We start from the raw sequence: 12,767 nt of genomic DNA on the forward strand, positions 1-12,767 counted from the left end.
CCGCACCGAGACCCAACCGCCGGACCCGCTGGCCCATACTTGGTTGATGCAAGCCAAGCCCCGGCCGGGTGGCCGTCACCGGATGCCGCGACAGCCGTCGCGCATCGGTCGGGGCCTGCTGCGCGCCGCGACCGCGCTGGTATCGGCGGGCGCGGTGGCGCTGACCGGGGCCGGGTACTGGGCGGCGCACGGCACGCTGAGCGGGATCACCGTCTCCGATGCGCTCACCGCCGACGACCCGCACTCGACCGGCGGGGAGATGAACATCCTGCTGATCGGGCTGGACTCCCGCAAGGACCAGGACGGCAACGAACTGCCCGACGAGGTGCTCGACCGGCTGCACGCCGGGGACTCCGACGCCGGCGGCTACAACACCAACACCTTGATCCTGGTCCACGTCGGCGCCGACGACCGGGTGGTGGCGTTCTCCATCCCGCGCGACGACTACATCCCGTTCAGCGGCGTGCCGGGCTATGACCACATCAAGATCAAGGAGGCCTACGGGCTGACCAAGGCCTACACCGCCAACAAGCTCTACGACGAGGGCGTGACCGACCAGAAGGAGCTGGAGACCCAGGGCCGCGAGGCCGGCCGCGCCGCCACCCTGCGCGCGGTGCGCAACCTGACCGGGGTGCCGATCGACTACTTCGCCGAGGTCAACCTGGCCGGCTTCTACGACCTGACCGAGAGCCTCGGCGGGGTGGAGGTCTGTCTCAACCACGCCGTCTACGACGAGTACTCCGGCGCCGACTTCCCGGCCGGCCGCCAGCGGCTCGACGCCGCGCAGGCGCTCGCGTTCGTCCGGCAACGCCACGGCCTGGACAACGGCGACCTGGACCGCACCCACCGCCAGCAGGCCTTCCTGGTCTCGGTGATGCACCAGCTCAACGACACCGGCACGTTCAGCGACCTCGGCAAGCTCAAACGGCTGATGGCGGTGGTCCGCAAGAACGTGGTGCTGTCGGCGGGGTGGGGTGAGGAACAGTTCCGCCGGATGGAGGCCCTCGCCGGCGGCAACGTCGAGTACCGCACGCTGCCGGTGGTGCGCTACGACGTCATCAACGGCCAGGACGTCAACATCGTCGACCCGGCGGCGATCAAGGCGGAGGTCGCCGCCGCGATCCCCCCCGCCCCGCCGCCCACCGACGACGCCGAGACCACCGGCACCGGCCCCGACCCCGACACCGTCGTCGACGTCATCAACGCCGGGGACACCGCCGGCATGGCCTCCCGGGTCGCCACCGCCCTGGCCAACCACGGCTACACCACCTCCGCGGTGCGCGACCGCGAGGACGATGAGCCCACCGACACCGTGATCGACTTCGGTCCCGGCGCCGACGCCGACGCCGCCGCCCTGGCCGACCTGCTCGACATCGACGTCGCCGCCCACCCCGACCCCGACCTGCCGCCCGGGCACATCCGCGTCGCCCTGGGCCCCGGCTACTACCCGCCGGCGATGACCACCACCACCACCACGACGACCACGACCACCACCACCGGCAGTTCCTGGTACGCCGACAGCAGCGAACCGAGCCCCGACGAGGGCAAGCCGATCGGCGGGGACAGCGGCGTGCCCTGCGTCAACTGAGCCGATTCGGCGTTTGCCGCCCCGACGGCCGTGGTAGGCCCATGACATGGGGATCCCGGACGGCAAGCGCGACGACCTGATCGTCCACGACACCGCGCCGTTCAACGCCGAACCGCCCGGCCCGGTGCTCGCCGACGCGCTGCTCACCCCGACCGGCGCGTTCTACTGCCGCAACCACGGCCCGATCCCCGACTTCAGCGCCGACCAGTGGCAACTGAGCGTGGGCGGGGCGGTCGCCGAACCGCTCACGCTGGACCACGCCGCGCTCACCACCCGGTTCGCCGCCCACGAGGTGGTGGCCACGCTGGCGTGCGCGGGCAACCGGCGCGCCGAGCTGGCCGCGGTGCGCCCCCTGCCCGACAAGGAGCCGTGGGAGCAGGGCGCGATCTCCACCGCGGTGTGGCGCGGCGCCCGGCTCGCCGATGTGCTGCGCGCCGCCGACGTCGACCCCGACCCCGAGGCCGAACTGCACGTGGCGTTCACCGCCCCGGACATCTCGCCCAAGGCCGCACCCCCGCAGCCGTTCGGCGCGTCGATCCCGCTGGCCAAGGCGCTGTCGGCGGAGGTGCTGCTGGCCTGGGAGATGAACGGGACGGCGCTGCCGCGGCTGCACGGCGGGCCGGTGCGGGTGGTGGTGCCCGGCTACATCGGGGCGCGCAGCGTCAAATGGGTCACCGGGATCGTGGTGCAGCCCTTCCCCTCCCACAACTACTTTCAGCAGGTCGACTACCGCCTCGACGGCGTCGCGCTGACCGCCCTGCCGCTCAACTGCGCCATCCTCGACCCCGACGACGGCACCCGGGTCGACGGTGGGCCGGTCCGGTTGCGCGGCTACGCGATCGCCGAGGACACCCGGCGCATCACCCGGGTGGAGGTCTCCACCGACGGTGCGGCGAGCTGGCAGCCCGCCCGGCTGGCGCCCGCCGAGCACCGGTGGGCCTGGCGGCACTGGTCGCTGTCGGTCGACGCCGCGCCCGGCCCGCTGGGCGTGCTGGCCCGCGCCTGGGATGACACCGGCGCGACGCAGCCGGAATCGCCGGTGTCGCTGTGGAATTCCGGCGGCTACGTCAACAACGCCTGGGCGCGCAGCGAACTGATGGTCGGTTCCGGGTAGCGGTCAGGGCCGGCGCAGGAACTCCAGCACCACCGCTTCGAAGGCGTCCTTGGCCTCGATCATCGTCCAGTGCCCGCAGTTGGGGAACACGTGGAACTCGGCGTTGGGGATGGTGCGCATCGGGATGAGCCCCATGTCCAGCGGGCTGACCCGGTCGTCGCGGCCCCAGGTGACCAGCGTGGGCGCCTTGACCCGGTGCATCATCGCCCACGGCAGCGGCCCCTTGGACTGGGCCATCATCTTCGTCATCGCGGCGAAGGCCTCTTTGCCGTACATCCGGCGCGCCCCGGCCAGCGTCTCGGGGTCGGTCGCCAACTGCCAGCGTTCCTCGATGAGTTCCTCGGTCACCACCGCCGGGTCGTAGACCATCGAGTGCAGCCAGCGGACCAGCCGCTCCCGGCTGGGGTCGTCGGTGAACTCCTGCAGCAGCCGGATGCCCTCGGCCGGGCCGGGGCTGAGCAGGTTCGTGCCGATCCCGCCGATGGTCACCAGCCGGCGCACCTTGTCCGGGTTGCCGATCGCGTAGTTGATGCCGACGCCGCCGCCCATCGAGTTGCCGACGATGCTGACCTCGCCGAGGTCCAGGGCGTCGGCGAACTGGCCGACCGCGCCGAACGCGGTCACCATCGGGTGCCCGCCGAAGTCGTCGCTGACCCCGAAGCCGGGGAACTCCAGCACCAGGCAGCGGAAGTGTTCGGCGAAGGCGGGCAGCACGCCGCGGAAGTTGCGCCAGCCGCTCACCCCGGGCCCGGAGCCGTGCAGCATCAGCAGCGTCGGACCGTCCCCGGCCTCGTGGTAGCGCAGCACCCCCTGCTCGGTGCTGACCTCGCGCTGGGTGTCCTGGTAGCTCAGTTCTGCCGCCATGTGTCTCCTCACCTGGTCTCCGGCATCGACCCTAAGGCGACCCGCAGCGGCTCACCGGGTCGGGGTGGGCATCCGCCCGGCGCTGGCCCCGCCGTCGACGGCCACCTCGGCGCCGGTCACGTAGGAGGCGGCATCGGAGGCCAGGAAGGCGACCACGTCGGCCACCTCCTGCGGGGTGCCGATGCGGGTCAGCGGTGCGCCGGGATGCCCGCCCGCGCCGCGCTCCAGGTCGAGGTGCGCCACCATCGGGGTGTCGATGGTGCCCGGGTAGACGGTGTTGACCCGGATGCCGAGGGCGCCGAGTTCGATCGCGGCGACCTTGGACATGCCACGCAGCCCCCACTTGGAGGCGCCGTAGGCGCCGTAGCCGGCCAGCCCCTGCAGCCCGGCCTGGGAGGACACGTTGACGATCGAGCCGCCGCCGACCGAACTCATCGGACCGGTGACGGCCCGCACGCCCAGGAACGGCCCGATCAGGTTGACCCGCAGCATCGCGTCGAAGTCGTCGCGGCCCTGCGCCGTCAGCGGCTGCGACCGGCAGATCGCCGCGTTGTTGACCAGGACGTCGATGCGGCCGAAGTCGACCAGGGCGGTGTCCACCACCGCCGCCCAGTCCGCTTCGACGCCGACGTCGTGGGTGACGAACCGCGCCGCCGCGCCGATCTCCTCGGCCACCCGCCTGCCCTCGTCGGCCAGCACGTCGGTCAGCACCACCTGCGCGCCCAGCGCGGCGAACAGCCGGGCCTCGGCGGCGCCCTGCCCGCGGGCCGCTCCGGTGATGATCGCGACCTTGCCGCTCAGATCGCACAGCATCGCCGGCTAGTCCTCGTCCTGGTCGATGCCGGTGAGCATGATCTCCGACACCCGGCGCGGGAACTCGGTGAACTTGGCCATCACGGTGATGCTGCGCGGCAGCACCACATGGCGCCGGTTGCGCTCGACGGCGCCGGCGATGGCCTCGGCGACCACCCGCGGCTCCAGGGCGGGCGCGGTCATCCGCAGCCGCTCGGCACGCTCGATGGAGCGCCGGGCCGGGGTGAACGCCCGAATCTGGTCGATCATGTCGGTTTTGACCTCGCCGAGTTGAACGAGGGTGGTGCCCACCGGTTTTCCGCGCAGCTCCGAGCGGATCCCGGCGGTGAAGTGACTCAGGCCCGCCTTGGACGCGCCGTAGAGGGTGACGCCGGGCCCGGTCGAGATCGCCCCGAACGAGGACACGTTGACGATGTGCCCGCGGCCGCGCCGCACCAGCCGCGGCATCAGCTGCCGGCACAGCTCCATCGGTGCGGCGAGGTTGACCTGCAACAGGTCCCGGACGTGCTGGGCGCTGGTGTCCGTGAAACGGCCCACCCGGTCGAGTGCGGCGTTGTTGACCAGCAGGTCGATCGGGCCGTCGGCCTCCACCCGGTCGATCAGCGCCTCCACCGCCGCGGGATCGCCCAGATCGGTCGGGTAGGCCTTGCCGTCGAGCTCCTTGGCCAGCACCTCCAGGTCGGCGGCGTTGCGGGCCACCAGCGCCACGTCGCAGCCGCGCTCGGCGAGCACCTCGGCGATGGCTCGGCCCAGGCCGCGGCTCGCGCCGGTGATCAGGGCTCGACGCTGACTCAGTTGCATGACGCCTCCTCAGGCATTCGGGTGGGACGGCGACGCGGGACGGGGCCGGTCGGGTCGCAGTGCCGCGCGCAGCACCGCGCAGACGTCGTCGCTGGCCGCCCGGGCGACCGGCAGGTGATCGGCGAGGTTGAAGAAGCCGTGGAAACCGTCGGCGTAGCGGGTGACGGTGGCGGGCACCCCGGCGGCGCGCAACCGCTCGGCGTAGTCCTCCCCCTCGGCGCAGAGCGGGTCCAGCGCCCCGGTGACCACATGCGCCGGCGGCAGGCCGGCGAACTCGCCGAGCAGCGGTGAGACCAGGACGTCGGAGCGGTCGCCGTCGACGCCGAGGTACTGCTCGGTGAACCAGGCCATGTGTTCACCGGTGAGCACGCCGCTGGCGGTGTGCGGGCTGGATTTCGAGGTCTTGCGCCGCTGGTCGACGACCGGATAGATCAACAGCTGGAAGGCCAGCGGCGGCCCGCCCCGGTCGCGGGCGAGCATAGCGGTGACCGCCGCCAGGTTGCCGCCGGCGCTGTCCCCGGCGACCACCAGCCGCTCCGGGTCGCCGCCGAGTTCGTCGAGATGCCCGCCGACCCACTGCAGGGCGGCCCAGGCGTCGTCGACCGCGGCCGGGAACGGCGCTTCGGGCGCCAGCCGGTAGTCGACCGAGACCACCACCGCCCCGGCGCCGTTGGCCAGCCTGCGGCAACACGAATCGTGCGAGTCGAGGTCGCACAGCACGAACCCGCCGCCGTGGTAGTAGACCAGCACCGGCAGCCCGGCGGAGCCCGGTTGGGCGCCCCGCGGCCGGTAGACACGTATCGGCAGAGCTGCCGCGCCGCCCGGGCCGGGGATGGTCCGGTCGATGATCTCCTCTACCGCAACGGGTTTGGCGGGCCTGCGGCTGGCGGTCAGGCTGGCGCGCACCGCCGCGGCGTCGCCGTCACCGCGCAGGACGGCGGCGAAGGCGGCGCCCATCCGCTCGGCCAGTTCGCGCTGGTGCGCTCGGGTCGCCGCGGAGTCGACGGTGTTCTCGACGCCGCTCAACGTGCCGCCTCCCCGACCAGCGCGGTGCGAACCAGCTTCCCGGTGGCGTTACGGGGCAGCGTCGCAACGAATTCCACGTCGCGCGGCACCTTGTAGCGGGCCAGGTTGGCCCGCACGTAGTCGCGGATCTCCTCGGTGGTGACCGCCGCCCCGCCGACGGTGACCACGTAGGCCTTGAGCCGCTGGCCGAATTCCGCGTCGTCGACGCCGAGTACCGCGGCCTCGGCGACCTGCGGGTGCCCGCAGATCAGGTTCTCCACCTCCAGCGGGTAGACGTTCTCCCCGCCGGAGATCACCATGTCGTCGTCGCGGCCGTCGACGTAGAGCCGCCCGGTCTCGTCGAAATGGCCGACGTCGCCGCTGGACAGCAGCCCGTCGATGGCCTCCTTGCGCCTGCCGTCGGTGTAACCGCCGAAGCTCACGTTGCTGCCGGCGAAGATCCGCCCGATCCGGCCGGGCTGGGTCACCGGTGCGCCGTCGGCGTCGTAGAGGCGCACCGTGCAGCCCACCGGCGGGCGGCCGGCGGTGCGCGGGTCGTGCTGCAGGTCCGCCGGGGTGGCCACCGCCATCGCGGCCAGTTCGGTGGAGCCGTAGAAGTTGTAGAGCACCGGCCCGAACTCGGCCAGAGTGCGCTGCACCAGCGACGGCGGCAGCGCCGAACCGGAGGCGAAGATGATCTCCAGCGAGGCGGTGTCGTAGCGCGCGCGGGTCTCGGCGGGCAACGCCAGCAGCCGCTGCAGCATGGTGGGCACCACCACCAGCACCTGCGCCCGGTAGGTCTGCACCGCGCGCAGGGTCTGCTCGGGGTCGAACCGGCGGGCCAACACCAGCCGGTTGCCCAGTGCCAGCGACAGCACCGCCTGCCCCAGACCGGTGCCGTGGAAGATCGGCGCGGCCATCACACAGGTGTGTCCCCGCCGCCGCGGCACCCGGTCCAGCAACTGCGCGGAGAACAGCGGGGAGGCCTTGGTGCGCGGCGCCCCCTTCGGGGTGCCGGTGGTGCCGCTGGTCAGCAAGGTCAGCCCGCCCGGGCGGGCCGGCACGGCGAGCGGTCCGGGGACACTGCCGGCGATCAGCGCCGCCAGGGAGCCGGCGCCACTGCCGCCGTGGGCGACGTACCGGCGCAGCCCCGCGTCGAGACCGGCGAGCAGGTCGGTGAACTCCGCGTCGTGGACCAGCACGGTCACCCGTTCCGGGCGGGCCACGTCGGCGAGTTGGGGCGCGGAGAAGCCGGTGTTCATCAGCAGCAACTGCGCGCCGCTGGCCCCGGCCGCGGCCAGCACGGTGATCAGATCACGGTGGTCGCGGCAGAGCACCGCGATCACGTCGCCGGCGCCGATGCCGTCGCGGCGCCAGGCCCGGGCCAGCGCGGTCACCCGGTCGTGCAGTTCGGTGAAGGTGAGGTCACCGGTGTCGTCGGTGATCGCGATGGCGGCGCCGTCGCGGCGGCGGCCGCGGCGATCACCCCGGCGAACGGGCCGTAGCGGCGGCTGGCCCGGAGGGACCGGACGCTGTCGACGGGTCCGGCCGACAACCCGGCCCGCCGCAGCACCCGCAGGCTGCGCGCGGTCACCGTCACCGCCTCGATAAACCGTGTCATGGCCAGCACGCTAGGACGCGGCCGCCGCCGCCCAGCCGGAAAGTCTCGCTAGGCGAGACACGATGTCGCTGCCGCCATAACCGGCGGCTACAAGTGATGCAGACCACAACCAGAAAGGGTGGGCGTCATGCGGCGATTGACCGGCGAAGACAACAGTTTCCTGGCCTGGGAGAGCATCGACCAGCCGCAACACACGATCAAGGTGCTGGTGCTCGACCCACGCCGCGGGACCGAGCCGATCACCTTCGCGGCGGTCCGCGCCGCGCTGCCCGCCCTGGCCCACCGGGTCGCCCCGCTGACCTGGCAGCTGCTGCTGCCGCGGCTGGGTTTCGGCCGGCCGTGGTGGGTGAGTCGCCCGGACCTCGACCTGGACTACCACCTGCACCACGCCACCGCCGCCGCCCCCGGCGACGACCGGGCGCTGGGCGACGCGATCAGCGCGTTCTGCATCGAACGCCTCGACCGGCGCCGGCCGGCCTGGCAACTCTGCTACGTCGACGGGCTGGCCGACGGCCGGGTCGCGCTGGTGTTCAAGATCCACCACGCGCTGGCCGACGGCACCGCATCGGTGCGGCTGCTGGAAACCCTCTGCGACACCACGGCCGGTACCCCGCTGCCCGGTCCGCCGGCCCGGCCGCCCGCCGCCGGATCCCGGCCCCCCGCCCCGCAGTGGCTGCCGCTGGTGGCCGCCCACCAGCGCGCCGCGCTCGCCGCCTTCCCGAGCCTGCTGGCGCGCACCGGGCGGGTCACCCGCACCATCCTGGCCCGCCGGCGGGCCGGTAAACCCGGCTACGCCGAGGCCTTCGCCGCACCGGGCGCGGTGTTCAACGCCCCGCTGACCCCCGACCGCCGGTTCGCCTTCCGCGGTGTCGAGCTGGCGACGGTCAAGGCGGTGGCCAAGGGGTTCGGGGTCACCGTCAACGACGTGTTCCTGACCGTGTGCGCCGGCGCACTGCGCGATTACCTCGACCGGCGCGGGGAGCTGGCCGCCGAACCGCTGACCGCGGTGGTGCCGGTCTCGATGCGGCCCGCCGACGGCGACCCGTGGGGCAACAAGGTCGCCCGCTGGAACGTCGCGCTGGCCACCGAGATCGCCGACCCGGTGCAGCGGCTGGGCGCCATCGCCGCGGCCACCCGCACCGCCCGGGAGGTCCAGGCCGAACGGGACCTGTGGCTGCAGCACGACTGGATGGAGTACTGGCCGCTGTTCTGGTTCTACTCCCGCGCGCTGCCGCTGCTGGGTGAGAAGACCACGCGCCGGCCCACATTCAGCCTGATCGCCTCCAACATGCGCGGCCCGCGCCCGCTGTTCTTCGGCGGCGCCCCGGTGGAACGGCTGATCTCCACCGGGCCGCTGGTCTTCCCGATGGGGTTGAACTTCACCGGCTGGAGCTACGGCGACCGGCTGACGATCGGGGTGCTGGCCTGCGGGCGCCACATCGACGACCCGTGGGAGATCGCCGACGGGCTGCCCGCCGAACTCGCCCGGCTGGTCGCGGCCCAGTCAGCGGCCGAGCAGCGCGCGGGTCAACCGGCAGCCGAGCTGAACATCCAGCCAGCAGCCGGTCACCGGGTCTGAGCCGTCCAGGGCGTGGCGGCGGGTGACCGCGAGCAGCCGGTCGACCGCCCGGCCCGCCCGCAGCGCGGCCTGCAGCTGGGCGGTCGCCGGCTGCGGGTCCTCCAGCGACGCCGCGATCTGCAGCTCGGCGGCGTCGAGGTCACCGGCGGCGCGCGCCACCTGCCGGATCGAGGCGGCGCCGGGGGCCTCCGCACTGCCGAACGACGCGGCCAGCCGCCGCCGCACCTGCTCGACGTGGGCGTGACACGCCCCGCGGGCCGCGCCGGTGACTGCGGCGGCGGCCGCGGCCCCGGTCAGCGCCGGCACCGGCGCGCCCGCGAACCGGTGGTCCGCACCGACCGGGAGCTCCGCGACGCGCACGTCGGCGATCCCCGCCCCGGCGAGCCCACCGCCGCCGGCGATCGGCTCGATCCGGGCCCGCTCCGCCGCCACCAGCACCCGACCGCCCGCACCGGCGTCGTCGGCGACCGACAGCAGCAGCCAGGCCGCCCGGTCCGCGCCGGTCACCGCGGTCCACTCACCGCTGAGCCGGCCGTCGCGCCACCGGGTGCGGCCGCGATGCCCGACGGCGACGAGCGTGTCCGGGTCGGCGGCCCAGACGATCTCAGCGGCGGGCTCGGGCAGCTCGGCGGCGCCCGCTCCGGTCAACGCCGCCCGCCAGCCCGCCGAGCCGTCGGTGGCGGCCAGGGCCCCGATGGCGGCGATGAACTCCGCGGCGTCGGCGGCACCGCCGTGACGGGCCGGTCGCGGCAGCCGCGCCGCGTCCGGTTCCCCGGTTCGGGCCATGGCCGAATGGTATCCATGAACCGGAAGGGCGGTGGCCGATGAGCGTGCGCGCGGCGGTGCAACCGGTGCTGCCGGCGATCGCCGCGGCCGCCGCCGACATCGACCGGGACGCCGCGGTGCCCGACGACCTGGTCGCCGCGCTCGCCGAGGCGGGCATGTTCACCGCCTTGCAGCCGACGGCGTTCGGCGGCGCCCAGACCGACCCCGACGACTTCCTGGGCGCGGTCTACGACGTGGCGGCGGCTTGCACCTCGACCGGATGGCTGGCGGCGATGCTCGCGGTCAACGCCTGGCACGTCGCGCTCTTCGACCCGCAGGCCCAGCAGGACGTGTGGGGTGATGCGCCGCGGGCGCTGGCGTGCGCGTCGTATGCGCCCACCGGCCGGCTCGAGCACGTGCCCGGCGGGTTCATCCTCGCCGGGCGCTGGGCACGCTGCAGCGGGGTGCGCCACGCCCGGTGGCTGGTGGCCGGGGCGCTGGTGGTGGGCGCCGACGGCGCCGCGGAGGACTTCACCGTGGCGCTGGTGCCGCACACCGACTACCGCATCGAAACAACCTGGGACGGGCTGGGATTGCGCGGTATCGGCGCCGAGGACGTCGTCGTCACCGGCGCGTTCGTCCCCGACTACCGGACGTTCGGCTGGGTCAGCGGCGCCCAGCGGCCCACCCTGGCCCGGCTGTACCGGCTTCCGCAGCCGACGCTGTACACCCATGCCGGGACGGCGCCTGCGGTCGGGGCGGCGCTGGGGCTGCTGGGCAGCGGCCCCGCCCGCCCGCACCCGCTGCATCCGCTGGCCATGGCCGAAGCCGGGCTGCGCTTGGCGGTGCGGCAGATGAGCCGCAACATCGCCGCGCTGGCCGACCGGGCCGAGCCCGCGCCGGCCCCCGAGTTGATGCTGCGCACCCGCCGCGACCAGGTGCTGGCGTTCGAGCGGGCGATGACCGCCACCGCGGCGGTGCGTGACGAGCTCACCGGGCCCGACGACGAACGCGCCCACCGGGTCTGGCGCGACATCCTGACCGCGCGACTGCACGTCGCCAACGACGTGGACCGGGTGCTCTCGACGGTCGGGGAGGCGATGGTCGGCCTGCCGGTCGACGACTACATCCTGTGACCGGCTCAGACCCAGGCGTCGGAGGAGATGGTGCGCAGCACCCGGGAGAGCATGCTCTCGGTGTCGGCGCTGTCGCCGGCCGGTCCCGCCCCGCCGAGCTGCCGGGAGATCTGCGCGGCGGCCCGCATCACGAACGGCGCGGTGCGGTGCAGCCGGTGGATGGAGACCGCGCCGGTCAGCGAGAGCCCGGCGATCTCACCGGCACCGGAGCGGATCGGCGCGGCCACACTGCACAACCCGACCGCGAGTTCCTCGACGTCGAAGGCCAGCCCGTGCCGCGCCCGGATCCGGGCCAGTTCCTGATGCAGGGTGACCGGGTCGGCGATGGTCGCCTTGGTCTTCTTGGCCAGCACCGGCAGCACCGCGTCGACCTCTTCGGCGGGCAGTTGCGCCAGCATCGTCTTGCCCAGCGCGCTGGCATGCGCGGGGGTGCGCCCACCCACGGCGGTGGGCACCAGCGCCCGCCCACCGGAGAACTTGTCCAGGTAGACCACGTCGCCGCCGGCCAGCACGCCCAGCTGCACCACCAGGCCGGTGTCGGTGTGCAGCCGGTCCAGCAGCAGGGATGCCGCCGCCCGCAGCCGCGCGTGGTCGACGAGCCCGGCCGCCGACAGCGGCGATCCGGCCCCACCGGCCAGGCCGTACCCGTCGCTGCGGTGCTGCAGCAGGCCGGCGTCGAGCAGCTGGGTCAGGATGCGGTGCACCGAGGAGCGGGGCAGCCCGGTCCGGCCGGCCACCTGGTCGAGGCGCAGCCGCCGGCCCGGCTCGTCGAACACCCCGAGGATCAGCGCCACCCGCGCCACCATCGAGGTCGCCTCCGGCGACTGTCCGGCCGTCATACCGGTGCCCTCATACCGGCCATTGTGGCCGGTTCGGGCGCGTCCGGCCGCGGTTACCGCCCCAGCACCTGGTTCACGGTGGGCCCGGCGGTCCAGCCGCCGTCGACGGCGATCTCGGCGCCGGTGACATAGCCGGCCTCGTCGGAGAGCAGATAGCTGACCGCCCCGGCGAGCTCGTCGGCCGCCCCGACCCGTCCCATCGGGATGTTGGGGTAGTTGCCCTCCCCGGGCGCGATGCCGATGCCGGCGGTCATCGGGGTGTAGGTCATCCCCGGGTGCACCGAGTTGACCCGGATCCGTTCACCGGCCAGCTCCACCGCGGCGATCTTGGACAGCCCGCGCACGCCCCACTTCGAGGCGCCGTAGCCGGCGGTCAACGCCAGCCCGACCAGCCCGGCGGCCGAGGAGATGTTGACGATCGAGCCGCCGCCGGCCGCGCGCATCGGGGCGATGACGGCCTGGTCAACAACGCCGGAGTGTCCACCGGGCAGCTGCTCGAACACGAGCCGGTGGACCACTTCCGCAGCGTGCTGGAGATCAACCTGGTCGGGGTCTTCAACGGCATCCAGGCCGTCATCGCCCCGATGCGCGCGGCCGGCGGCGGCTCGATCGTCAACATCTCCTCGGCCGCCGGGCTGGTCG

The 12,767-nt window shown here is 73.7% G+C and carries 10 protein-coding genes and 3 pseudogenes; 5 read left to right on the forward strand and 8 right to left on the reverse strand.

Features of this window, described 5'->3' with window-relative positions:
• Positions 1-46 precede the first annotated feature (46 nt).
• Both A5643_RS11475 and A5643_RS11480 read left to right on the forward strand, forming a co-directional pair.
• Positions 47-1,588: an LCP family protein gene (locus A5643_RS11475; protein WP_066855196.1), complete on the forward strand. Its 1,542-nt coding sequence runs from the start codon at positions 47-49 to the stop codon at positions 1,586-1,588.
• A 46-nt stretch (positions 1,589-1,634) separates the two neighbouring features.
• Complete coding sequence (locus A5643_RS11480) at positions 1,635-2,702, forward strand: sulfite oxidase (RefSeq protein WP_066855199.1); 1,068 nt, start codon at positions 1,635-1,637, stop codon at positions 2,700-2,702.
• Between the two features lie 3 nt (positions 2,703-2,705).
• Here the strand turns inward: A5643_RS11480 and A5643_RS11485 are convergent, their stop codons facing one another.
• The 5 genes and pseudogenes from A5643_RS11485 to A5643_RS11505 form a co-directional block, all read right to left on the reverse strand.
• Positions 2,706-3,566 (reverse strand): alpha/beta fold hydrolase, encoded by an 861-nt coding sequence (locus tag A5643_RS11485; RefSeq protein ID WP_066855202.1) that lies wholly within the window; start codon positions 3,564-3,566, stop codon positions 2,706-2,708.
• Between the two features lie 51 nt (positions 3,567-3,617).
• Positions 3,618-4,379: a glucose 1-dehydrogenase gene (locus A5643_RS11490; protein WP_066855205.1), complete on the reverse strand. Its 762-nt coding sequence runs from the start codon at positions 4,377-4,379 to the stop codon at positions 3,618-3,620.
• A 6-nt stretch (positions 4,380-4,385) separates the two neighbouring features.
• Positions 4,386-5,180, reverse strand: a complete 795-nt coding sequence (locus A5643_RS11495) for an SDR family NAD(P)-dependent oxidoreductase (protein WP_066855208.1) — start codon at positions 5,178-5,180, stop codon at positions 4,386-4,388.
• A gap of 9 nt (positions 5,181-5,189) precedes the next feature.
• Positions 5,190-6,206 (reverse strand): alpha/beta hydrolase, encoded by a 1,017-nt coding sequence (locus tag A5643_RS11500; protein ID WP_231995535.1) that lies wholly within the window; start codon positions 6,204-6,206, stop codon positions 5,190-5,192.
• Positions 6,203-7,806, reverse strand: a pseudogene (locus tag A5643_RS11505) (AMP-binding protein). Before A5643_RS11505 ends, A5643_RS11500 begins: the two are co-directional and overlap by 4 nt.
• A gap of 127 nt (positions 7,807-7,933) precedes the next feature.
• On the opposite strand from A5643_RS11505, the gene A5643_RS11510 reads away from it, so the two are divergent.
• Entirely contained in the window at positions 7,934-9,385 is a 1,452-nt protein-coding gene (locus A5643_RS11510) for a wax ester/triacylglycerol synthase family O-acyltransferase (RefSeq protein WP_082948906.1), read from the forward strand.
• On the opposite strand, the gene A5643_RS11515 is transcribed toward A5643_RS11510, so the two are convergent.
• Positions 9,311-10,171 (reverse strand): acyl-CoA dehydrogenase family protein, encoded by an 861-nt coding sequence (locus A5643_RS11515; RefSeq protein ID WP_066855214.1) that lies wholly within the window; start codon positions 10,169-10,171, stop codon positions 9,311-9,313. The two genes, A5643_RS11510 and A5643_RS11515, sit on opposite strands and share 75 nt — an antisense overlap.
• 38 nt (positions 10,172-10,209) lie before the next feature.
• On the opposite strand from A5643_RS11515, the gene A5643_RS11520 reads away from it, so the two are divergent.
• Positions 10,210-11,286: an acyl-CoA dehydrogenase family protein gene (locus A5643_RS11520; protein ID WP_066855217.1), complete on the forward strand. Its 1,077-nt coding sequence runs from the start codon at positions 10,210-10,212 to the stop codon at positions 11,284-11,286.
• Positions 11,287-11,291: 5 nt separating this feature from the next.
• Here A5643_RS11520 and A5643_RS11525 read toward each other — a convergent pair whose 3' ends face one another.
• Both A5643_RS11525 and A5643_RS11530 read right to left on the reverse strand, forming a co-directional pair.
• Complete coding sequence (locus A5643_RS11525; protein WP_231995537.1) at positions 11,292-12,125, reverse strand: IclR family transcriptional regulator; 834 nt, start codon at positions 12,123-12,125, stop codon at positions 11,292-11,294.
• A gap of 53 nt (positions 12,126-12,178) precedes the next feature.
• Positions 12,179-12,586: pseudogene (locus tag A5643_RS11530) on the reverse strand (SDR family oxidoreductase); the annotation flags it as partial.
• Here A5643_RS11530 and A5643_RS18725 point away from each other — a divergent pair.
• A pseudogene (locus A5643_RS18725) lies at positions 12,581-12,767 on the forward strand (SDR family NAD(P)-dependent oxidoreductase); the annotation flags it as partial. The pseudogenes A5643_RS11530 and A5643_RS18725 overlap by 6 nt on opposite strands.

The sequence above is a fragment of the Mycobacterium sp. 1274756.6 genome (genome assembly GCF_001668625.1).
GTDB lineage: Bacteria > Actinomycetota > Actinomycetes > Mycobacteriales > Mycobacteriaceae > Mycobacterium.

Bases quoted from the DNA above. Each gene is read 5' to 3' on its own strand.
- A5643_RS11475 (WP_066855196.1), top strand. From the start codon at position 47: ATGCAAGCCAAGCCCCGGCCGGGTGGCCGTCACCGGATGCCGCGACAG.
- A5643_RS11480 (WP_066855199.1), top strand. From the start codon at position 1,635: ATGGGGATCCCGGACGGCAAGCGCGACGACCTGATCGTCCACGACACC.
- A5643_RS11485 (WP_066855202.1), bottom strand. From the start codon at position 3,566: ATGGCGGCAGAACTGAGCTACCAGGACACCCAGCGCGAGGTCAGCACC.
- A5643_RS11490 (WP_066855205.1), bottom strand. From the start codon at position 4,379: ATGCTGTGCGATCTGAGCGGCAAGGTCGCGATCATCACCGGAGCGGCC.
- A5643_RS11495 (WP_066855208.1), bottom strand. From the start codon at position 5,180: ATGCAACTGAGTCAGCGTCGAGCCCTGATCACCGGCGCGAGCCGCGGC.
- A5643_RS11510 (WP_082948906.1), top strand. From the start codon at position 7,934: ATGCGGCGATTGACCGGCGAAGACAACAGTTTCCTGGCCTGGGAGAGC.
- A5643_RS11515 (WP_066855214.1), bottom strand. From the start codon at position 10,171: ATGGCCCGAACCGGGGAACCGGACGCGGCGCGGCTGCCGCGACCGGCC.
- A5643_RS11520 (WP_066855217.1), top strand. From the start codon at position 10,210: ATGAGCGTGCGCGCGGCGGTGCAACCGGTGCTGCCGGCGATCGCCGCG.
- A5643_RS11525 (WP_231995537.1), bottom strand. From the start codon at position 12,125: ATGACGGCCGGACAGTCGCCGGAGGCGACCTCGATGGTGGCGCGGGTG.